The following is a 20,745-nucleotide window of genomic DNA, read 5'->3' on the forward strand; positions in this document are numbered from 1 at the left end:
GGCTACTCCATGGAGGCCGTGTAGCGCGGCAGGACTTCGCTCACCGGGCCGTCCTCGACCACGCGGCCCTGCTCGAGCCAGATGGCGCGGTCGCAGAACTGCTCGACGGTCTGCGCGTTGTGGCTAACGAGGAACACCGTTCCCGCGTGGTCGCGCACCTCCTCCATCTTCTCGGTGGAGCGCTTGCGGAAGCGCGCATCGCCCGTGGAGAGCGCCTCGTCGATCATGAGGATGTCGGGGATCTTCGCGGTCGAGATCGCGAAGCGGAGACGAGCGGCCATTCCCGAGGAGTACGCGCGCATGGGCAAGTTGATGAACTCGCCCAGGCCGGAGAACTCGACAATGTCGTCGAACTTGTCCTTCACCTCTTGCGGGCTGAGGCCAAGGGCGAGGCCGCCGAGGGTGACGTTCTGGGCGCCGGTAAGCGACGTGGACAGCGCCGCGTTGACGCCCAGCAGCGACGTCTCACCACCCGCGTACACGGCACCGCCGCTCAGGGGCATCAGGCCGGCAAGCGCCCGCAGCAGCGTTGACTTGCCTGCACCGTTGTGGCCTATCAGTGCGATCCGCTCTCCGTGGTTGGCGACGAAACTCACGCCCTTGACCGCCTGGACCGCGCGTCGACCGCTTGCCCCGAGGCCGGTGCCGAGGATCTTGGACAGAGTGCCGCGCTCGCCGCTGCTCGTGGACCGCTTGCCGCCGTGCACGTAGTACGTGACGTGGACGTCATCGGCAATGAGGACGGGCTCATCGATCGGGAGGTCAGTCAACGCCGTACTTCCCCTCTCCCCGCCAGAAGTACACAATTCCCACCACGAGGGCGATGACCGCCCAGCCCGTCATCGCCAGCACGTGACCCCACATGATGGGGAACTCGGAGAGCAGGGGAGCGCGGATGACGTCGAGCGCGAGTGCATACGGCTGGTACTGCAGGATGAGCGCGCCAATGCTCTCGTTGGTGTAGTAGCTGATCGGGTAGAAGACGCCAGACATGTAGCGCAGCACGCGCGAGATGAGGGGCGTGATGTTCTTGAGGTCGCGGGAGTGGTTCGTGAGGCGCGACATGAACAGCGCAACGCCCACATTGAAGATGGTGATGATGAAGAACATCGGCACCGCCATCAGCCACTCCCACGATGGCCTCTCTTTGAAGCTCACGAGCACGAACATCACCACGATCGCGGGCAGCAGGGTGAGGAACTCCGTGAGGACGACGGAGATGGGGAGCGCGGCCCGAGGAAAGCGCAGAGACCGGATCATCGACGTATTGGAGACGATCGCCGACGCCCCGCTGGACAGCGCCGCAGACAGGAACTGGAACACGAACACGCCGATGACGAGGAAGCCGACGAAGTTGTCGACATTGCCCCGGGTGTCGAGGACCACGCCGAAGACGAGGTAGTAGACGCCCGCGAAGAACAGCGGATTGAGGATCGCCCAGAGCTGACCGAGGTACGTGTTCTCGTTCGCCGAGTAGGTGCGCGTCCGCGCGAGCTCCCAGATGAAGTTCCGGCTGCGCCAGATGTCGCGCAGATAGGCACCGAACGGCCCGCGCACGCCCTGCTGGACGAGCCCGTGCTTGGCGGCGAGCTCCGCGTAGGCGGACGTTGGCTCGCCCGCCGACGAGGAGCCTCGGGTCACAGGTGCTCCGCGAGTCCGGGGCTCGTGACTCCGCGAGTGTCGAGCAGCCTGCTGCTCGCGCGCGCGATGGCGTCGACGTCGTACTCATGGTGGTTCTGCAGCAGCACCACGATGTCGGCCGCGGCGATCGCCGCATCGAGGTCCGCGACGCGCTCAAGCGACTCCCCCTCGACGTTCCACACCGCAACCCGCGGGTCGTGGAAGCTCACGTCGGCGCCCAGCTTCTCGAGCGCCACGGCCACGTCGACACTCGGCGACTCGCGCTCGTCGGCGATGTTGGCCTTGTAGGTCACGCCGAGCAGCAGCACCTTGGCGCCCTTGACGTCCACGCCGTCGGCCTGGAGCGCGTCTGCCGCCCGCTGCGCGACGTATCCGGGCGCGGTGATATTGATCTCTTGCGCCAGCTCGATGAGGCGGAAAGGCTCACCGAGCCGCTCACGCACGTGGTGGCTGAGGTAGTTGGGGTCGATGGGGATGCAGTGCCCGCCGACGCCGGGGCCGGGGTAGAAGGCCTGGAAGCCGAAGGGCTTGGTCGCGGCAAGACGGACGACGTCCCACACGTCGATGTCGAGCTTGTGGAACACCCGCGCCATCTCGTTCACGAGCGCGATGTTGAGGTGGCGGTACGTGTTCTCGAGCAGCTTCGCGGACTCGGCCTCACGGGTTCCTCGCGCGCGGACCACGGTGTCGACGACCTTGCCGTAGAACTCGGCAGCGCGATCGGTCGAGGCCGCGTCGACCCCGCCGACGATCTTTGGCGTGTTGCGCAGGCCATACGTGGGGTTACCTGGATCGATGCGCTCAGGCGAGAAGGCGAGCGCGAAGTCTGCGCCGGCCTTGAGGCCCGACGCTGCCTCCAGGATGGGCTGGAAGACCTCCTCCGTTGTTCCCGGGTAGGTGGTCGACTCCAGCACGATCAGCTGGCCACGGGAGACGTGGGGGGCGATCGCGCGCGCGGCGGACTCGACGGGGCCCAGGTCGGGGCCGCCCTGCTCGGAGAGCGGGGTGGGGACGCACACCACGATGGTCCGGGCGTCGTCGAAGACGGCCGTGTCGGACGTGGCGTAGAAGCCCGTCGCGTTGATCTTCGCGATGTCGTCGTCGCTCAGGTCGTCGACGTGCGAGCGGCCGGCGTTGAGCCCCTCGATCACCCGGTTTGAGATGTCGTAACCGGCCACGGACAGGCCCACCTTGGTGGCCTCATGGACCAGTGGGAGGCCCACATACCCGAGCCCGACTACAACCAGATCGACAGCCACTTCAGTTCCCTTCATGTGCCCCGGTGAACCCGGCACAACCTGCCTAGTTTAGCCGTCGACGTGCGGCGGCGTACACCTCGTCGTATCTGTCGACGAGTGCCTCCCAGGTACGATTCTCCTCCACCCAACGTCTCCCGGCGGCGCCCCGTTCCGCGATCTCTCCCGCCGCCAAGACGCGTGCGATGGCGTCGGCCCACGCGCTCGCGTCACGGGTCACCACGAGCCCCCCTGAGGCATCCGGAACGGTCTCCAACAGCGCCGGCAGGTCGGAGGCGATCACCAGCGACCCGGTCGCCATGGCCTCGAGCGGCTTGATGGGGGTCACGACGCGCGTCACGCTCGTGTCCAGCCGCGGCACCGCGAACACATCGATGGCCCGGTGCCACTGCATCGCGGACTCCCGGTTCACCCTTCCGGTGAAGGTGACATGCTCGGCACCCGGGGCAACGCGCAACTCGTCGAGCGCCGGCCCGTCGCCCACCACCACGCCGCGCGCCTTCACTCCTCGCGCGAGAAGCTCCGCCACCACCTCGCCGATCAGTTCGAGGCCCTCGTAGCCGTTGATCGATGACACCGTCCCCACGAGGAGCGAGTCGTCGATGCCCAGCCGCTCGCGAGCCGCCGCGTGGTCGTCGTCCCCGCTCAGCCACTCCGAGCCGACGGCGTTCGGCACCACGGTGATCCGGTCCGCCGCCACCCCCTGCGAACCACCTCGTCCCTCATGCCCTCGGACAGGGTCACCACGTGGTCTGCGGCGAGCATCACGCGCGTCTCGGCGGCTCGGGCCAGCCTCACGAACTCCGCCTCCGGATCGCCTCCGCGCGCCACCCATGTCTCCTCGAGGAAGCCCCGCACCTCGTACACCATGGGCAATCCCAGCGCCTTCGCCGCGACCTGCGCCACCGTGCCGTTCACGTGATGCGAGTGGGCGTGCAGCACGCGGGCATCGCTTGCGGTCTCCACGAGGCGCGCGGCCTCCGCCGTGGCCGCGACGTCGACGCGCCCCTGCTGCCCGCGTCGCGGCAGCCGCCTCTCGTAGACCACTCCATCGACGGTGACCCTGAGCGGCGCGCGCACGCGCCCCCGGCCACGGGGAAGCCAAGACGAGTGGCCACGCTCACGGGACCCCGCGCCGCCTGTGCCGACGCAATTCCGTGCGTCCGCGTGGTGTAGCCGGCCACAACGTCCGGCAGCGCGTTGGTGACCACATGAACGGTGCGGCTTCCGCCCGACGGCGGGGCGGCCGGGGCGCCGATCTCGCCTTGGAGCAGGGCCAGTTCGCCGTCGACGACGTCGCCGAAGCTCTCGAGCGCGCGCGAGCCGGTGGCGAGTGCGCGGGCGGCCGACAGGGCGCCGCGCTCGCGCAGGACGAGTGCGACGGCGTGCCGCTGGCGCGGGCCGTCGCCGCGAGGCAAGGCAGATGGCGCGAGGCCTGGCTCGTGAAGCGCGGCCGTTGCGGCGAGGGCGCTCGACGTGCGGCGCGATGTGGTGCCGGCTGCGGTGGCCCTGAGTACCGCCTCCGCGCGCTCGCGGTCACCGGCCAACCACGCGGACGCGGCGCCGGTAGGGGAGTTGCGTGGCAGGACTGAGGCGACCGCGCGCCGCGCAGAACTCGGCACACTTCGCAGGATTCGAACCCGCATCACCATGGGATGGATGCGGCGGTGATGCCACACGGCAGCGACAGCGACGACGCTGTTGCGCACGATTCCCACGGTCAAAGCATGGCACGATAGACCCTCGAGATGGTGCGCCGGCGGAAGGCGCCGCCGAAGGAGTGCCCATGCCAACGGCCGTTCTGCACGTCACCGGTGCGCGACCGAACTTTCCCAAGCTGGCCCCGGTTCAGGCCGCGCTCGCGGAGCGTGGCGTGGAACAGCGCATTGTGCACACCGGGCAGCACTACGACGACCGCATGTCTGACATCTTCTTCCGCGAACTGGACCTGCCGCGGCCGGACGTCAATCTGGGGATCGGCTCCGGCTCCCACGCGGAGCAGACCGCGCGGACGATGATCGCGCTTGAGGGCGCGTTCCTCGGGGCCGCGCCCCAGCTTGTGCTCGTGTATGGCGACATCAACTCGACTCTCGCCGCCGCCGTCGTCGCCGCGAAGCTCGGGATCCCACTCGGCCACGTCGAGGCGGGCCTGCGGAGCTTCGACATGACCATGCCGGAGGAGATCAACCGGCTCGTGACCGACCGGCTGTCCAACGTGCTCTTTGCCACGAGCGAGGATGCCATCGAGCACCTCGTTCGCGAAGGGACGGACCCGGACGCAATCCACTTCGTCGGGAACCCCATGATCGACACGCTCCTCAGGGCCAAGCCGCGGCTCGACTCTGCCCGCGCCAAGGCCGAGCATGGCGTGGAGGGCGCGTACATCGTCGGGACCCTGCACCGGCCCAGCAACGTCGACGACCCCGACGACGTCGCCGAGCTCGTTCGCGTCATCCACGCCTTCGCGGACCTCGCGACGTTCGTCATGCCGGTGCACCCGCGCGGCCGCGCGCGCCTCGTCGACGCCGGGCTGACGCGCCACCCCCGCGTGATCGCCACGGATCCGCTCGGCTACCTCGACTTCATCTCGCTCGTCTCCGGGTCCGACGCTGTGGTCACCGACAGCGGTGGCGTCCAGGAGGAGACGACCATCCTGGGCGTGCCGTGCTTCACCATGCGGCCCAACACCGAGCGTCCCGTGACGATCACCAACGGCACCAACCAACTGGTGACGCGAGAGAGCGTCGTGCCAGCGGTTGCGGCGGCCCTCGCTGCCGGTCGGCCTGCGCAGTGGCCCACGCCGCCGCTGTGGGACGGGCACGCCGGCGAGCGGATAGCGGACGTGGTGCAGTGCCAGCTCGCGTAAACGAACCGCATTCGAAGGCGTTCCGCCCCGATATCGAGGGCCTTCGAGCCGTCGCCATCCTCTTGGTGCTGCTGTACCACGCGAGCCTCCCGTTCCTTCCCGGCGGGTTCATCGGCGTCGACGTCTTCTTCGTGATTTCTGGCTTCCTCATCACCTCGTTGCTCGTGCGGGAGGCGGAGCGCACCGGGAAGGTCTCCCTTCGCCGTTTCTACGCGCGCCGCGCCAAGCGGCTGCTGCCAGCGTCGGCCCTTGTGCTCGTGGTGACCTCCGCGCTCACGGTGTGGCTCATCAACGGCTCCGACCGCAGGGCGTTCGGGCTGGACATCTCGGCCGCCGCTGGGTACGTGGTGAACTGGCGACTCGCCGCGCGGGCGGTCGACTACCTCGCGGAGGGGACTGGGCAGTCGCCGGTGCTGCACTTCTGGTCGCTCGCGGTGGAGGAGCAGTTCTACTTCGTGTGGCCGTTCCTCATCATCGTGGCGCTCTTCGTGGCGCATCGGTTGCGGTGGAGCATGCGGCGGACGATGACGGTGGCGCTGTCGGTGGTGGCGATCCCTTCATTCATTGCATCCATTCTGCAGACGGCGAGCAACCCCGCTACCGCGTTCTTCGTCACGACCACGCGCCTGTGGGAGCTCGCCGTTGGCGCCTTCGTCGCGATAGCGGCGACCAGGTTTGCTCGTCTTCCTGAGCGCGCGGCGAGCGCGATCTCGGTGACCGGGCTCGTCGTGATCCTCGCCTCCGCCGTGCTGCTCACGGACACCGCGGCGTGGCCGGGCTATCTCGCTGCTATCCCAGTGCTTGGCGCGGCTGCGGTGATCGCGGGCGGCATCGCCCACCCCCACGCGGTCGCCGCGCGCGTCCTTGCGCTCCGGCCTATGGTGTGGATCGGCGGGCTGTCCTATTCGCTCTACCTGTGGCACTGGCCGATGCTGATCTTTGGGCAGGCGGCCTTTGGGCCGCTGCGGGTGCGAGAGCAGATGGCGCTGGCGGTGCTGTCGATAGTGCCCGCGTATCTCAGCATGCGGTTCATCGAGAATCCCGCGCGGTACTCGAAGCGACTCGCGCGCGGCTCCGCGCTCGCGCTCGCCACCGGTGCCGCACTCACCCTCGCTGGGGTCGCCGCCGGCTTCGCGGTGGCGCTCACCGCTCCGTCCCCGTCCTCGAACCAGACCATCGTCATCGAGGTGCCGGAGGGAACGGCAACGGGCGAGGGCTCCGGCATGGGCGCGCAGGCGCTCGGCAACGATCCCACCAGCTCACCGGCGGGAATCCCCCAGGACTCCTACGAGACGATCGTGCCGGAGCCGGCGTCCGCCGCCGACGATGTGCCCGCCAGTTACGACCTTGGCTGCCAGGCGGCGCAGGACTCAACCGAGATCGTCACGTGCCCCGTGGGCGCGCTCGACAGCAAGATCGTGGTCGCGGCCGTCGGGGACTCGAAGATGCTGCAGTGGTACACGGCTCTCGACATCGCGGGTCGCAACCTGGGTGTGCGCTTCGAGTTCATGACGAAGTCGTCGTGCGAGTCAACGGACGCGATCACGTCCATCAGTGGGGCCGCCTACACCACGTGCAAGGAGTTCAACGAGGCGGTGGATCGCAAGATCCTCGACGGCGGATACGCGGGGGTCCTGACCTCGGGCGGGGTCCCGCACGTCACCGAGTCCTCGCCTCTCGACGCCGTGGAGGGGTACACCCAGCGGTGGGAGCGCTGGCAGCAGGCGGGCATCCCGGTGACCGTGGTCCTCGACAACCCGCACCCGCCTGGTGACGTCTACCCGTGCATGGAGAAGAACGCCGACTCCGCGCTCACGTGCGCCTTCGAGCGCGCCCACGGCATCGAGTCCGGAGGAGCTCCAGGCCAGACCGCAGCCGCCGAGGCGTCCGGAGCCGCGGTCATCGACCTCACCGACTTCATCTGTCCACAGGAGCAGTGCGCGCCCGTCATCGGCAACGTGCTGATCCTCAGGCAGGGCAGCCACCTGACGAACACGTACGTCATCACCCTGGCGCCTCAGCTCATAAGGGAGCTGGCGCCGCGCATGGCGGCGCTCGGCGCCACCGGCTAAGGACCCGGGGCCGCGCGCGCGGCCGCGGTAAAATCACCTGGTTGCGCAGGCCACAGCGTGCCCAAGCGCCCGGAAAGGGAGTGTCCATGGCTCAGGTGACCGGCGGCAGAAGACCTCGTCGCGGCCTGCCCGACGCCGTGGCGGCTCCGCGCGCAGGCTCGCCAGGTCGGTGAACCGCCGGGGCGCGGCACCGACCGTTCTCGTGACGGGCAGCACTCAGGCCGCGGTCGCGGAGGCGGCGGCCGCCGTGGCGACCTCGTCATGGATCAAGGTGCGGCAAGCGGCGGAGCCTCCAACGGCGTCGGGCGAGAGGGCACGGGGCGTTGGTCGCGGGCCGGTGACGCCAGTGGCCGTGGTGCCGGCGCAGGATGGCGATGTCGCCGACTCTCTCGCGCTGAGCGGGACCGCGGTGCTCCTGTATGGGGAGCCGAGGCGGGACCGCGACGACGCCGTGTGGCCCGCGGTCGCCGACGCTGCAGCGGCCTCGCCCGAGGCGACCGCGCTCGCGGCCCAGGCCGAGTTGCGCGACCGCGTGGCCCTGCGGCAGCGCCGCGACGTCCTCGACCGTGGTGCGGACTCTCCCGCGCTCGGCGCGGTCTCGATCGTGTGTGCCACCAACCGGCCTGACGAGCTCGGCAACGTCCTTGACAACGCGGCCCGCCAGCGCGGCGTGGCGGTCCAGTTGGTGCTCGTGACCCACGGCTTCACTGCCGACGCGGCTGCGCTCGCGGCCTTCCGGACGGACCACCCCGCGGTGGAGGTCGTGCCCGTGGAGGCGGACCGCTCGCTGACGCTCGGCAGCTGCCTGAATCTTGGAATCGCCGCCGCCGACGGCGACGACATCGTCAAGATGGATGACGACAACTTCTACGGACCCGCGTTCCTCCTTGACCTTGCCCGCGATCTGCGCCTGAGCGGCGCAGGGCTCACGGGAAAGCGCGCACACCTTGTCCATCTCAGCGCGAGCGGTGCCCTGGTGCTGCGGTTCGCGGACGCGGAGAACTCGTGGGCGAAGATGGTTCAGGGGGGCACCATGTACTTCCAGGGTGACCTCATCCGCGATCTCCGCTTCTCCGACATCCCGCGCGCGGTCGACACGGACGTGCTCAATCGGCTCAACGCCGACGGGGTCGGGGTGTACTCCTCGGACCGCTTCAACTTCGTGAGCGTTCGCGCGGCGGATCCGCACTCGCACACGTGGAAGGTCACCGACGCCACGATGCTCACTCCCACGGGGCGCCTCATCACGTTCGGCGACCCGCGCGCCCACGCCGAGGTCTGACCCCATGTCCCTTGCCGCACGCGCCCGCGCGACCGCCGGTGCCGTCGCCGCAGCCTGGCCCTGGGGCCTCACGCCCCAGCCCTGGCGCGGTGCTGCGCTTCGGCAACGCTCGCGCAGGGCAACGGCTTCGCACCTGGCGACCCTCGGGGACCTGCCAACGCCCACCCTTCTCGCTGTCCTGTGCGAGCCCATCTCTGAGAACCAGGCACGCCTCGCCGAGCCCATCGCGCGCGAGCTCGCGTCGCGCCGCCTGAGCGCCGCGCAGCTGGACCTCGCGGCGCGTGCGGCCGTCAGGGCCGGCGCTGTGGAGGCTGCGGTCTGGGTGATGGAGAACGCGACCGGAGTGTGGGCGTCAGTGGACGCGGAGGCGGCCGCCCGCATAGCGACCGTCATTGGCTCGCCGGACCGGGCGGCCACCGCGGGCGAACTGAGCGCGGCGCTCCCCGCGGCGGACGCCACGCTCCTCGCGTCCGTCGCCGCCGCGGACAGCGCCTGGGACGCGGTCGCCGAGTTCGTTCTCGCGGGGGGCGGGGCGCCCGCGGATCAACGGGCGACATGGGCGCTCGCGGCCGCCAGGGATGGCAACCTGAGCGCGGCGGTCACGCTGGCCGCGGGCGTGCGGACGCGGCTGCGCTCCAAGGACGCAAGGCGCCAACTCGCGCTAGCCCGCGACCACCTGGAGCTGCTCGCTCAGGGCGCGCCCGAGGTGGGGGAAGCGCGCGAGCCAATCGAGCGTCGGGCCGGCGCGGCGCTGTATGTGGTGTCGCAATCCCTGCCGCACCGCAGCGGCGGCTACGCGACCCGTACGCACGGCATCGCCAAGGCGCTGCGCGAGCGCGGCTGGGACGAGCGGGTGCTCACCAGGCTGGGCTTCCCATACACGCGGTGGCGCCCGGACGACCGCCGGGTGGCCGCCCCTGTGGACGTCGTCGACGGCGTCGAGTACCACCGCGCGTTGCGCGAGGGCGTGCGGTCGTACCCAGACGTGCCGCTCGCGCCGTATGTGCGGGACTTTGCCGAGGACGTGGAGCGCGAGGCGAGACGACACGGCGCGGAGGTCATTCACGCGGCGTCGTTCTTCCAGACCGCTCTGGGCGCCGGGATCGCCGCCAAGCGACTCGGGCTCCCGTTCGTGTACGAGCTCCGAGGGCTCGAGGACATCTACCGCACCTCACGGGATCCGCGCTTTGCCGCTACGGAGGAGTACCGCTTTGAGCGCTCCATGGAACTCGCTGTGTGCGCCATGGCGGACCGCGTGCTGTGCATCACGCGGGCGCTGCGGGGCGAGCTCATAGCGGACGGAGTGCCCGCGGAGAAGATTTCGGTGCTTGGCAACGGCGTTGAGGCGGCGGACTTCGCCCCCGCCACCCCTGACCTGGAACTCAAGGCGGCCCTTGGGCTCGAGGGCAAGACCGTGCTCGGCTACGCGGGCTCCACCGTGGATTACGAGGGTCTTGAGCTGCTGATCGACGCGCTTGAGGAGCTCGCGGACCCTTCCGTCGCGCTCGTCGTGGTTGGCGATGGCGCGCACTACAGCGCGGTGGTCGACAGGGCGAACGCGAGCGCCGTAAGGGACTCGATCGTGTTCGTTGGGCGGGTGCCCTACGCCGAGGTTCCCCGCTACCTGTCGTTCTTCGACGTGCTGCCGTTCCCGCGCCTGCCGCTGCCGGTGACAGAGATGGTGTCGCCCATGAAGCCCTTTGAGGCGATGGCCATGGGCAAGGCGGTGGTGGTCTCCGACGTTGCGGCGCTCGCGGAGATCGTCGAGGACGGCGTCACGGGACTGACCTTCCGCAAGGGAGACTCGAGCGACCTCGCGCGGGCCCTGCGCGCCCTGGTGAAGGACCCCGCGCTGAGGGATCGCCTCGGCGCGGCCGCGCGCACCGACATCCTCGCCACGGCCACGTGGCAGCACCGTGTCGAAGCGGCCGACGCCGCCTACAGGGAGCTGGGAGCCTCGCCGGCGAGTTCCTGACCGAGCTCCTTCGCGCGCGTAACGGCCGCGTTGACTCCGGCCGCGACCACGCCCTGCAGCCCCGCGTGGTCCATCGCCGCGAGCGCCGCGAGCGTGGTGCCGCCCTTGGAGCTCACGCTCTGGCGCAGGTGCTGCGGCGATTCGCCAGACGTCTGCAGCAGGTGCGCGGCGCCAACGAGCGTCTGCGCGGCGAGCTGCGTCGCGAGAATCCGGTCAAGACCCTGGGCGACGCCCGCCTCGGTGAGCGCCTCGACGAACGCGTAGAAGTACGCGGGCCCTGATCCGGACACCGCGGCGACGGCGTCGATCTGCGCCTCGTCGACCGCCACCACCAGTCCCGTTGCCCGCAACATGCCGGCGGCAAGCTGCAGATGGCTTGGGGTGGCGTTGGCACCGGCGGCGATCCCTGTGGCGCCGCGCGCGATGACCGACGGCGTGTTCGGCATCGCGCGCACCACCGGTGTGCCTGCGGGGAGCCGGGCCTCGTAGAACGAGGTGGGCAGCGCGGCGGCCACCGTGATGACGAGCACGCCCTCCTTGAGCGACCCGGCGATCTGGTCCAGGGCCGCGGCCATGTCCTGCGGCTTCACCGCGAGCATGACGGCGTCGGCGTCCTTGACCGCCTCCGCGGCGTCGAGCTCGACGACGACGCCGTGGCTGTCGCGAACCGATTTGGCGCTGCCCTCGGTGCGGGAGGCCGCGGTGATGCGGTCTTGGGGCCATCCGGCAACGCGCAGCGCCGTGATGAGCGTGCCGCCCATGACGCCGGTGCCGATGACAGCGATGCGTGGTGCGTCTGGGAGCGGTGTGGGGGCGGTCGTCATGAGGCCTAACGCTACAGCCCGAACTGCTCGTAGAAGTCGGTCAACTGCAGCGCCGGACCCGTGAGGATGAACACCGATGTCCCGTTGCGCCACACGATTCCCGGCTTCGGCGACGTGATGATCGCCTTCTCGCCAACGGTGGTGCCACCCGCCTCGACGGGCTCCGTGGCCGCGTCCTCGCCGGCGAACTGCGTGAACATCGCCTTGGCATCGTCCTCGTTGAAGTACTGGAGGGCGCGCACCTTCATCGTGTCGTCGCCGGAGCGGTAGGTGAGGTCAACCCCGTCGGCCACCCTGCCGGCGGTGAGGGCCACGTCGGCGGGATCCAGAACCTCGGCGCCTACCAGGGAGTATGTGCCGACCGTGGCCGGCATGGCCGCCTGGAAGTCGCTGCCGGTGGGCGCGGGGCTGGGCACGATCGTCGGCGAGGGCGCCGGCTCGGTCACGGTGACGCCGGGGATCACGGCCGGGTCGGGCTTGTTGAGGACCGCGTACCCGATCCCAACGAGCGCGAGCACCACCACGGCGAGCAGGATCCACAGCCACAGGAGCGATCCCTTGCGGCCCGACGGCGGCTCGGCTTGGGCGGGGGCAGCTGCCGGGGGTTCGGGCTGGGTGTCGATGGGGGCCGACACGGCTGCGCCGTCACTGAACGCGCGCGGCGTGTACACGGCGCCGCCGTCGAGGGGCGGCCTCGAGGCGAGCTGCTCTTGCTCCTGCGCGACGATCCCTGCGGCGAGAGCGTCGGCCTTCACGTGCGAGGGCGTGTGCTCGGGCTCGGTCTCGGTCGGCTCGCCGTCGAAGGCGGGAACGAAGCTCACGGGCTCGCCGAAGTCGGGGGGCGTGACGGAACTGTCTACGGGCGCGATGGGAACGCCGCCGAGCGGCGTAGGGGCACCAGCGGCGGAGAGGGCGGCGCTCGCGACAGCCGACTCGCCGAGCAGCTGCACGGCGTCGGGTTGCGCGTGGCGGGCGGGAGGATCCTCAAGGGCGGCGGGGGCGGTTCCCGGATCGGGGAGCACCTCGGCGGCCGACGGCGGCGGCAGCGGGTTGGGAGGCTCCTCCTCCGCTTGCGGCTCCTGGGCGGGCGCTTCGCGCTGAATCCACGAGGGGACGACGGGAGGGAAGGAGGAGAAGTCTTCCTCTTCTTCGGGTGCGGCCGGCTCCGTCCCCTCGCTTACCGGGAGCCAGGGGACGCGCGGCGTTGGCTCGCTGTCTGGCGCCATGGTGTCAAGACTAGGCCCGGCCGCTGCGAATCCCCAGCCTCTCGTTGCGTGTCCGACGCTGCGGCTACGGTGGTCGCATGGCAACAGCTGTTCGTCGCACCAGTCCCGGCTATCGCTGCACCGAGTGTGGCTGGACGGCCGTGAAGTGGGTGGGCCGCTGCGGCGAGTGCCAGGCGTGGGGAACCGTCGTGGAGGCGAACGCGACCGCCGGTCCCGCCACGCGGGCCACGGCAGCGAGCGCGCCCGCAGTGCCGCTGCCGGAGGTCTCGGCCACGGCGTCGGCCAGGAGGTCGACCGGCGTCGACGAGTTCGACCGCGTGCTCGGCGGGGGCATCGTGGCCGGTGCCGCCGTGCTGCTTGCCGGGGAGCCAGGGGTGGGGAAGTCCACGCTGCTGCTCGACGTCGCCGCGCGCAGCGCCCGCGCGGGCGCGCGAGTGCTGTACGTGTCTGGCGAGGAGTCCGCAGGCCAGATCCGGCTCAGGGCGGAGCGAATCGGCGCGCTCGAGCCCGGGGTGCTGCTGGCCGCGGAGACGGACCTCGGGGCCGTGCTCGCGCACGTCGAGGCGAGCGATCCACACCTGGTGATCGTCGACTCCATCCAGACCATCGCGTCAGCCGAGGTGGAGGGCACGCCCGGCGGTGTGAGCCAGGTGCGAGAGGTGGCCCAGGCGCTCATCCAGGCCGCGAAGAGGGGCGGGGTGCCCATGGTGCTCGTTGGGCACGTGACCAAGGACGGCTCCGTTGCGGGCCCGCGCATCGTGGAGCACCTCGTGGACGTGGTGTGTCAGTTCGAGGGCGACCCGCACTCCCAGCTGCGGCTGCTGCGCGCCGTCAAGAACCGGTTCGGCTCCGTGGACGAGGTGGGCTGCTTCCAACTCGTCGACGCGGGCATCGAGTCCGTGGCGGATCCTTCCGGGCTGTTTCTCTCACGCGAGGGAGGCCATGTTGCGGGCACGTGCGCCACGATCACCGTGGACGGCAAGCGGCCCCTGCCCGCGGAGATTCAGGCGCTCGTAGCCCCAAGCGTCCTTAGCAATCCCCGGCGAGCCACGTCGGGCATCGACTCCGCGCGCGTGGCGATGATCCTTGCGGTGCTGCATAGACGCGTCGGCGTGGCCGTTGCCGCCGACGACGTCTACGTCGCCACCATCGGCGGCGCCAGGGTGCTGGAGCCGGCGGCCGACGTCGCGCTCGCGCTCGCCCTCGCGTCCGCGCGCGCCGACCGTCCCGTGCGCGATCGCTGGTGCGCCGTTGGGGAGGTGGCGCTCTCGGGAGCGGTCCGGCCCGTGACGGCGCTGGCACAGCGCGTTGCCGAGGCGGCACGGCTTGGCTTCACCGATGTGGTGGTGCCCTCTGCTGGCAAGGGGATCACCGCTCCCGCTGGGGTGACGCTGCACCCGGTGGACCAGCTCGCGGATGCGGCGCGCATCGCGCTCGTCGCGCGCGCGGAGGCCGAGCCGGACTTCTAGGAGACGGCGAACGTGGCCTCTTCGGCCTTGACGCCCGCCACGGTGACGGTGGCCTTGTACGTGCCCGACTTCGCTGCCTGCAGCTTGTCGAGGCAGCCCTGGTCGTCGCGGCCGTAGTTCCAGCTGGTCTTGAGGTCGTGGGTCTTGCCGGCCTCGATCAGGAACGCCTCGGCGTCGAACAGCGCGAAGTCGGCAGGGCAGTCGGACGAGTCAAACCACGCATCGCTGCCGGAGCGCACCGTGAGCTTCGAGTCCTTGGTCGGGTCGATAATGCACGGCGAGTCCGCGGTGGAAGTGACGGTGACCGTGAACGTGACTTTCTTGCTCGCCGAGACCTCCGCGGGCACGTCCGTCGCGACCGTGTAGTCGTCGCCCGTGCACGTGCGGCCCGGGTCCGCCGCGGCGGACGAGGTGGGGCTTGTTGACACCGAATTGGTGGGATCGGGGGTGGTTGTTGGCGTCTTCGCGCCGGAGCTCGACGAGAGCGCGCTGATGGCCCACCACAGGAACAGGGCCACCACCACGATGGCGATGATCACGAACAGACGACGTCGCCAGTAGATGTTGGCGGGCTGTTCGCCCACCGGGTGCTTGAGTCCGTCCATCGTCACCTCCATGGGACCTCTCCACGGTAGCCACCCTCGCGCTGGAACAATGGGCAGATGCCCCGCGAGTCGCCAGATGACGCCATCGTCGCGGCGGTGCTGCACTGGTACGCGCGCGAGGGCCGGGACCTGCCGTGGCGCGGCGGCCGGGCCTCGGCGTGGGGGGTGCTCGTGAGCGAGGTCATGCTGCAGCAGACCCCGGTCGCGCGCGTGGAGCCCGTGTGGCGCGAGTGGATGGACCGCTGGCCCAGCGCCGCGGCCCTCGCCTCCGCCAGCCAGGCCGACGCTGTTCGCGCCTGGGGGCGCTTGGGTTACCCCCGCCGCGCGGCCAGGCTCTGGGAGTGCGCGCGCATGCTCGTGGCGCGGCACGGCGGGGAGGTGCCGACGTCGCGAGAGGAGTTGCTCGCCCTGCCGGGAGTTGGCGACTACACGGCCGCGGCCGTCACGTCCTTCGCGCACGGGGGTCGCGCGGCGGTGCTGGACACGAACGTCAAGCGCATCTTCGCGCGGATCTGGGGCGGCGAGCAGTTTCCGCCGCCGGGCGTCACCGCTGCGGAGCGGGCGCTCGCGGACCGCATCCTGCCTGATGATCCGGCCCTCGCCGCCGAGTGGGCGGTCGCGTCAATGGAGCTCGGCGCGCTTGTCTGCACCGCGCGCTCGCCCCGGTGCGATGCCTGCCCGGTGAGCGAAAACTGTGCGTGGCGAGCGGCGGGCTACCCAGCGTCGGGCCGCGTAGCGACCACCACCCAGGCCTGGCATGGCACCGATCGCCAGGTGCGCGGCCGCATCCTCGCCGTGCTGCGCGAGTCCAGTGAGCCGGTTCCGGTGACCGGTGTTGACGGCGTGCCAGCAGAGCAGTTTGGGCGCGCCCTCGCGTCGCTTCTGGCCGACGGACTGGTCACCGATCGCGGTGACGGCACCTTCTCGCTGTAGCGCCTAAACACCCAGGTAGCGCAGCACCGCGAGCACGCGGCGGTGGTCGGCGTCGTGGATCTCGAGGCCGAGCTTGGCGAAGATCGACGCGATGTTCTTCTCGACCGTGCGGCGGAGACAAAGAGCCGCTCGGAGATGGCCTTGTTTGAACGTCCCTCGGCCATGAGTTCGAGCACCTCGCGCTCCCGATCGGTCAGTCTCGCGAGGGTCGCGTGGCGGCCCGAGGTGGCGCCCATGAGTTGGGCGACCACCTCGGGATCGAGCACGGTGTGCCCGCGGGCTACGCGGCCCACGGCGTCCATGAACTCGTCGACGTCCGCGACCCTGTCCTTGAGCAGGTAGCCAACGCCGCGAGCGTCCCCTGCAAGCAGCTGAGAGGCGTAGCGCGTCTCCACGTACTGCGAGAACACGAGCACGGGCAGCTGTGGGTGCGCCGCGCGGAGCGCGAGGGCGGCACGCAGGCCCTCATCCGTGAACGACGGCGGCATGCGGATGTCCGTGACGACGACGTCCGTGGCCTCGCCCGCTGCCGCGCGCCGCTCGACCTCGGCGACGAGGGCCTCGCCGTCACTCACCCCGGTGACCTCGTGACCGCGGCGAGAGAGCAGCGCGACCAGTCCGTCGCGGAGCAGCGCGAGGTCCTCGGCGACGACGACGCGCAGGCCGGCCGGGGCGTCGGACGTCACCGCCCTGGACCCGTCGGCACTGTCTGGGTGGGCACTGTCACGGTCACCACAGTAGGGCCGCCCGTCGGGCTTGAGACGTCGAGAGAGCCATCGACGGCGGCCACGCGCTCGGCGAGGCCAGCGAGGCCGGTGTGCAGGCCGGTGCCGTCGGCGGGGAAGACTGCCGCCCCGCCGCGGCCATCATCGGTGACGGTGACGACCACCGCATTCGCGCCGTGCCGCGCCACGGAGAGCGCGGCGCTCGAGGCGCCGGAGTGCTTGGCGACGTTCGCGAGCAGCTCGGCCACGGCGTAGTACACGAGCGACTGCAGGACCGGCTCAAGCGGCCTGGTGGCCTCCAGCGTCGGGTCTATCGCCACCGAGACGGGAAGCGGGGAGCGGGCGGCAAGAGTCTCGAGGGCCACGGGCAGCCCGGCGTCGAGGGCCGGTGGGTGGATGCCGCGAACGATCTCGCGGAGCTCGACCAGGGTCTCCTTCGTGGCCGCGTGGGCGCTGTCTACCAGCGATGTTGCCTGCTCCAGCTCGGTGCCGGCCGCGAGGTGCGAGCGCGCCTCGCCCAACTGCATCGCGACCGCGACGAGCCTGGCCTGGGGGCCGTCATGCAGGTCGCGCTCGATGGCGCGGAGGCGAGCGTCGGCGCTAGTGACCGCGGCGGCGCGGGTGGCCCTGAGCGCGGCCACGCGCTGCCCGGTCTGCGTGGGGCCGAGGAGGGCGCGGGTCAGCACGCTGGACAGCAGCGCGAACGCGCGAACGGCCCACGGGAACACGAGCAAGAGCGCGACGCCAACGAGCGCCTGCACAGCTATGCGGAAAGGGGTGTCGATGTAGAAGTTCGTGCCCAACTGCGAGCCATGGTGCCAGGTGCCGTCCTCGGCCTGCTGGGATGTGAACCGGTACCAGACGGGGTAGGTGATGGCGCCGAGACCGGTTCCGAGGATGGTCGTCGTGACGATGGTCGAGAGCAGCGACAGCGGAAAGGTGAGGAACGTGAACAGCAGGGCGCGCCACGCGTCACCGTCCACGAAGAGGGCCCCCAGCTTTCGCCAGAATCCCTTGGGCCACACGAACTGTGCGGGGGCGGCGACGTGGGTGCCGAGGATGGTCCTGGCCATGCCCCGGTACATCGATCCCCATCCGCGGGCGCCCAACAGCACCACGCCGCCAACATAGAGGCCAACGACGGTCCACACGAGGCTCACGGACAGCGTGAGGAACCCGATCACGTACGCGAGCGCGAACGGCGAGAGCAGCAGGGTGAGCCACAGGTAGCTGAACTCGAGCCACGTGCGGCGAGAGAACAGCGCGGTCAGGAAGGGGACGCGGGTGGGGGCCTTTGCCTCGAAGTCCACGGGCGCTGCGGTCATGGTTGTCATGGTTCCAGGGTCTCGCCGGCGGCGCTCGCGCGGAATGGGGATGACCGCCGTGCGCTAGGGGGTTAACCCCCGTCTCCGTCTGGTGGCAGGATCGGCGCATGGAAAACAGCACCATTCGTCGAGGGCTCGTGGTGCTCGTGCTCGCGACCTGCACGATGCTGGGGCTGTGGTGGCTGGCCGATCACCTCAAGGGCGACGCGGAGCCGACGCCGAGCGCGACTCTCACCGCCGTGTCCTAGGGGCTGTCTCACCCTAGGAGTGGTGCGTGCCCTCCACGGCGTGGGGCTCGATGGCGGCGATGTCGTCGTCGGTGAGCTCGGGGTAGTACAGCGCGCCTACGGTGTCCTTGAGCTGGGCGACCGAACTCGCCCCCACGATCGCCGACGTGGTGCGGCCCTTGCGCAGCACCCACTGAACGGCGAGCTGGGCCAGGCTCTGGCCGCGGCCCTCGGCGATCGCGTTGAGGGCTCGCGTGCGCTCGAGGTAGGTCTCCGTGATCTGCTTCGTGTTGAGGAAGGGTGAGTGGGTAGCGCGGCTGCCCTCGGGCACGCCGTTGAGGTAGCGCGCGGTGAGCATGCCCTGTGCGAGCGGGGAGAACACCGTGGAGCCGACGCCGAACTCGTCGAGGGTGTCCAGCAGCCCCTGTTCCGGCGAGCGCTGGTACATGTTGTACGGGAACTGGTGCACCAGCAGAGGCGTGCCGAGATCGCGGAGGATCTGCGCGGCCTCGCGGGTAGCGTCGGGCCCGTAGTTGGAGATGCCGGCGTACAGCGCGCGCCCCGAGCGAACCGCCTGGTCCAGCGCCATCATCGACTCCTCGATGGGCGTGTCAGGGTCCGGGCGGTGGTGGTAGAAGATGTCCACATACTCGAGGCCCATGCGCTTGAGTGATGCGTCGAGGGAGCTCAGCAGGTACTTGCGCGAGCCCCACTCGCCGTACGGCCCGGGGTGCATGTAGTAGCCGGCCTTGGTCGCGATGACGATCTCGTCGCGGTAGGGCGCAAGGTCGCTGCTAAGGATGCGGCCGAAGTTCTCCTCGGCGCTGCCCGCGGGCGGGCCGTAGTTGTTCGCGAGGTCAAAGTGCGTGACGCCCATGTCGAAGGCCGCGCGGATGATGTCGCGCTGGGTGTCCAGCGGGTTGGCGCCGCCGAAGTTCTGCCACAGACCAAGGCTCACCCCGGGAAGCCTCAGGCCGCTGCGGCCCAGGCGGCGGTACTGCATCTCGTCGTACCGGGCTTCGTTGGCGAGGTAGGGGTCGTTAACCATGTGGTCAGCCTATGCCCGACGCGGTTCCTAGTTGTTGCCGAAGAGGTCGTCTACGGGGGTCACGTAGAACGCGCACTCGTTGATGTCTCCGGTGCCAATTGCCACCAAGTTCCCGCGCGCGAGCATGTTCCAGCAGCTGTATACGCCGGTAGTGGCGACGCCGTCCGCCTGACGGACCGCGTAGACACCGCCTGAACCGCCCTTGTAGGGGTGGGTCTGCACGAGCAGGAATCCGTCCGGCATGAACAGTTGTGCTGCGGGATTGTCGGTGGGCAACTCCGTCTGGTGGTCCTCTCCACCTGCCCGCCAGACGACGGTAGTCGGCCGAGTCGCGCTCAGCACGTCAGCGACTGAATCGCCGCACGACACCGCGAAGATGTCCGAGGCGTCTCCGCTCGCGGGCGCGAGCCGAGTGGTCGCGACCGTGCCACCGCCTCCCCACCTCGCGGTCCACTGGCCCCGTGGTGCCGCCGTGTCCAGGCCAACGTATCCGGAATAGCCGATGATGTCTTCGCCGTCGTCGGCGCACAGGTCGCGATACGTGGTCGGCACGGAGACCTCGTCCGGGCCCACGAGCGCGCCCTTGCCGGTCGCTGGGTCGATTTCGTAGACGCCCGCATACTGTCCAGAAACGACGATCCCTGAGGCCACCGCATGGATAGGTCCCAGGCCCAAGTAGGGTGCCTCGCCGTCTACCGTTACCGCGGGCAGCGGCTTCAGTTCGCCAGACCGGCTCCCAAAGTAGAAGGATCCTGCGGGGACACCCTCGGTCGCGCTGTCGAGGGTCACGCTTGCGATGCGCACCGCTATCTTGTCGCCATTGAGATCGGCCCACGCCGCGCTCTCGAGGTTCGAAGACACTTTCTTTGGCGCGAGCAGCGACGTGCGTTCGCCCGTTGGACTCACCAAAGCTACGCCGGGCTCCTCGCCCGCCCAGATCGTCCAGCCTTCGCGCGTTCCCGTGCCGACAACTTCCTTCGCATGGAGGTGATACGAAATGAGGGCAGCGCCGTCGCCATCGATTGCGAGCACCTCCTCGCCCCGCGACCGCTGCGCGATCAGCCGCGCGTCAGCGGGTAGCCCTGACGCCGCTGGTGGCGGCGATGGGGTAAGGCTCGGCACGGCATCGCCGTCATTTGGACCGAGGCTGCAGGCAGTGAGCACTGTCACCGCGACGAACCCCACCGCCATGGCCGTCAGCTGCCAACGGATCATGGGTTGACTGTAGCGATATGAGCATGCGAAAGGGCCCCCGGAACGTTCCAGGGGCC

Annotated in this window: 19 protein-coding genes and 1 pseudogene; 8 read left to right on the forward strand and 12 right to left on the reverse strand. The window is 70.0% G+C overall.

What is annotated here, in order from left to right; translation table 11 throughout:
* Nucleotides 1-2: 2 nt before the first annotated feature.
* The 5 genes from NVV57_06290 to NVV57_06310 are packed head-to-tail and all read right to left on the reverse strand — an operon-like array spanning nucleotide 3 to nucleotide 3,977.
* Entirely contained in the window at nucleotides 3-770 is a 768-nt protein-coding gene (locus NVV57_06290) for an ABC transporter ATP-binding protein (GenBank protein MCR6712317.1), read from the reverse strand.
* Nucleotides 763-1,641: an ABC transporter permease gene (locus tag NVV57_06295; GenBank protein ID MCR6712318.1), complete on the reverse strand. Its 879-nt coding sequence runs from the start codon at nucleotides 1,639-1,641 to the stop codon at nucleotides 763-765. The genes NVV57_06290 and NVV57_06295 overlap by 8 nt, the downstream gene beginning before the upstream one ends.
* Nucleotides 1,638-2,900 (reverse strand): nucleotide sugar dehydrogenase, encoded by a 1,263-nt coding sequence (locus NVV57_06300; GenBank protein MCR6712319.1) that lies wholly within the window; start codon nucleotides 2,898-2,900, stop codon nucleotides 1,638-1,640. The genes NVV57_06295 and NVV57_06300 overlap by 4 nt, the downstream gene beginning before the upstream one ends.
* 43 nt (nucleotides 2,901-2,943) lie before the next feature.
* A complete protein-coding gene (locus tag NVV57_06305; GenBank protein MCR6712320.1) occupies nucleotides 2,944-3,597 on the reverse strand; it encodes a glycosyltransferase family 4 protein in 654 nt (217 codons plus the stop codon).
* Nucleotides 3,543-3,977: a glycosyltransferase gene (locus tag NVV57_06310; protein MCR6712321.1), complete on the reverse strand. Its 435-nt coding sequence runs from the start codon at nucleotides 3,975-3,977 to the stop codon at nucleotides 3,543-3,545. Before NVV57_06310 ends, NVV57_06305 begins: the two co-directional genes overlap by 55 nt.
* A gap of 131 nt (nucleotides 3,978-4,108) precedes the next feature.
* Here NVV57_06310 and NVV57_06315 point away from each other — a divergent pair, with 131 nt between their 5' ends.
* From NVV57_06315 to NVV57_06335, 5 genes are all read left to right on the forward strand, one after another.
* Nucleotides 4,109-4,489, forward strand: coding sequence for a hypothetical protein (locus NVV57_06315; GenBank protein MCR6712322.1), 381 nt, complete (start codon nucleotides 4,109-4,111; stop codon nucleotides 4,487-4,489).
* 194 nt (nucleotides 4,490-4,683) lie between these two features.
* Nucleotides 4,684-5,763, forward strand: coding sequence for a UDP-N-acetylglucosamine 2-epimerase (non-hydrolyzing) (wecB, locus tag NVV57_06320; GenBank protein MCR6712323.1), 1,080 nt, complete (start codon nucleotides 4,684-4,686; stop codon nucleotides 5,761-5,763).
* Entirely contained in the window at nucleotides 5,748-7,835 is a 2,088-nt protein-coding gene (locus tag NVV57_06325) for an acyltransferase (GenBank protein MCR6712324.1), read from the forward strand. Before wecB ends, NVV57_06325 begins: the two co-directional genes overlap by 16 nt.
* 202 nt (nucleotides 7,836-8,037) lie before the next feature.
* Nucleotides 8,038-9,117, forward strand: coding sequence for a glycosyltransferase family 2 protein (locus NVV57_06330; GenBank protein MCR6712325.1), 1,080 nt, complete (start codon nucleotides 8,038-8,040; stop codon nucleotides 9,115-9,117).
* Nucleotides 9,118-9,121: 4 nt separating this feature from the next.
* Nucleotides 9,122-11,092: a glycosyltransferase family 4 protein gene (locus NVV57_06335; protein ID MCR6712326.1), complete on the forward strand. Its 1,971-nt coding sequence runs from the start codon at nucleotides 9,122-9,124 to the stop codon at nucleotides 11,090-11,092.
* Here NVV57_06335 and proC read toward each other — a convergent pair.
* Entirely contained in the window at nucleotides 11,056-11,916 is an 861-nt protein-coding gene (gene proC, locus NVV57_06340) for a pyrroline-5-carboxylate reductase (protein ID MCR6712327.1), read from the reverse strand. The genes NVV57_06335 and proC overlap by 37 nt on opposite strands.
* An 11-nt stretch (nucleotides 11,917-11,927) precedes the next feature.
* Nucleotides 11,928-13,142 (reverse strand): hypothetical protein, encoded by a 1,215-nt coding sequence (locus NVV57_06345; GenBank protein MCR6712328.1) that lies wholly within the window; start codon nucleotides 13,140-13,142, stop codon nucleotides 11,928-11,930.
* A gap of 77 nt (nucleotides 13,143-13,219) precedes the next feature.
* Here NVV57_06345 and radA point away from each other — a divergent pair, with 77 nt between their 5' ends.
* Nucleotides 13,220-14,611 carry a DNA repair protein RadA gene (radA, locus tag NVV57_06350; protein ID MCR6712329.1) on the forward strand — a complete coding sequence of 464 codons (1,392 nt, stop codon included), beginning with the start codon at nucleotides 13,220-13,222 and terminating at the stop codon, nucleotides 14,609-14,611.
* Here the strand turns inward: radA and NVV57_06355 are convergent.
* On the reverse strand, nucleotides 14,608-15,228 hold the full coding sequence (locus NVV57_06355; GenBank protein ID MCR6712330.1) for a hypothetical protein: 621 nt from the start codon (nucleotides 15,226-15,228) through the stop codon (nucleotides 14,608-14,610). The genes radA and NVV57_06355 overlap by 4 nt on opposite strands.
* Nucleotides 15,229-15,273: 45 nt before the next feature.
* Here NVV57_06355 and NVV57_06360 point away from each other — a divergent pair, with 45 nt between their 5' ends.
* Nucleotides 15,274-16,149, forward strand: coding sequence for an A/G-specific adenine glycosylase (locus NVV57_06360; GenBank protein ID MCR6712331.1), 876 nt, complete (start codon nucleotides 15,274-15,276; stop codon nucleotides 16,147-16,149).
* A 3-nt stretch (nucleotides 16,150-16,152) separates the two neighbouring features.
* Here the strand turns inward: NVV57_06360 and NVV57_06365 are convergent.
* Both NVV57_06365 and NVV57_06370 read right to left on the reverse strand, forming a co-directional pair.
* Nucleotides 16,153-16,811: pseudogene (locus NVV57_06365) on the reverse strand (response regulator transcription factor).
* Nucleotides 16,812-16,831: 20 nt separating this feature from the next.
* Nucleotides 16,832-18,208 carry a sensor domain-containing protein gene (locus tag NVV57_06370; protein MCR6712332.1) on the reverse strand — a complete coding sequence of 459 codons (1,377 nt, stop codon included), beginning with the start codon at nucleotides 18,206-18,208 and terminating at the stop codon, nucleotides 16,832-16,834.
* A 98-nt stretch (nucleotides 18,209-18,306) separates the two neighbouring features.
* Between NVV57_06370 and NVV57_06375 the strand changes: the two genes are divergently transcribed.
* Nucleotides 18,307-18,447, forward strand: coding sequence for a hypothetical protein (locus tag NVV57_06375; protein ID MCR6712333.1), 141 nt, complete (start codon nucleotides 18,307-18,309; stop codon nucleotides 18,445-18,447).
* A 13-nt stretch (nucleotides 18,448-18,460) separates the two neighbouring features.
* Here the strand turns inward: NVV57_06375 and NVV57_06380 are convergent, their stop codons facing one another.
* A complete protein-coding gene (locus NVV57_06380) occupies nucleotides 18,461-19,474 on the reverse strand; it encodes an aldo/keto reductase (protein MCR6712334.1) in 1,014 nt (337 codons plus the stop codon).
* Nucleotides 19,475-19,501: 27 nt separating this feature from the next.
* Nucleotides 19,502-20,689, reverse strand: a complete 1,188-nt coding sequence (locus tag NVV57_06385) for a hypothetical protein (protein MCR6712335.1) — start codon at nucleotides 20,687-20,689, stop codon at nucleotides 19,502-19,504.
* Nucleotides 20,690-20,745: the final 56 nt, after the last annotated feature.

Source organism: Demequina sp. (genome assembly GCA_024707205.1).
Lineage (GTDB): Bacteria > Actinomycetota > Actinomycetes > Actinomycetales > Demequinaceae > Demequina.

Coding starts and splice junctions, on each gene's coding strand:
- NVV57_06315 (MCR6712322.1), top strand. CDS start 4,109: ATGAACGGTGCGGCTTCCGCCCGACGGCGGGGCGGCCGGGGCGCCGAT.
- wecB (MCR6712323.1), top strand. CDS start 4,684: ATGCCAACGGCCGTTCTGCACGTCACCGGTGCGCGACCGAACTTTCCC.
- NVV57_06335 (MCR6712326.1), top strand. CDS start 9,122: ATGTCCCTTGCCGCACGCGCCCGCGCGACCGCCGGTGCCGTCGCCGCA.
- proC (MCR6712327.1), bottom strand. CDS start 11,916: ATGACGACCGCCCCCACACCGCTCCCAGACGCACCACGCATCGCTGTC.
- NVV57_06345 (MCR6712328.1), bottom strand. CDS start 13,142: ATGGCGCCAGACAGCGAGCCAACGCCGCGCGTCCCCTGGCTCCCGGTA.
- radA (MCR6712329.1), top strand. CDS start 13,220: ATGGCAACAGCTGTTCGTCGCACCAGTCCCGGCTATCGCTGCACCGAG.
- NVV57_06355 (MCR6712330.1), bottom strand. CDS start 15,228: ATGGAGGTGACGATGGACGGACTCAAGCACCCGGTGGGCGAACAGCCC.
- NVV57_06360 (MCR6712331.1), top strand. CDS start 15,274: ATGCCCCGCGAGTCGCCAGATGACGCCATCGTCGCGGCGGTGCTGCAC.
- NVV57_06370 (MCR6712332.1), bottom strand. CDS start 18,208: ATGACAACCATGACCGCAGCGCCCGTGGACTTCGAGGCAAAGGCCCCC.
- NVV57_06375 (MCR6712333.1), top strand. CDS start 18,307: ATGGAAAACAGCACCATTCGTCGAGGGCTCGTGGTGCTCGTGCTCGCG.
- NVV57_06380 (MCR6712334.1), bottom strand. CDS start 19,474: ATGGTTAACGACCCCTACCTCGCCAACGAAGCCCGGTACGACGAGATG.
- NVV57_06385 (MCR6712335.1), bottom strand. CDS start 20,689: ATGATCCGTTGGCAGCTGACGGCCATGGCGGTGGGGTTCGTCGCGGTG.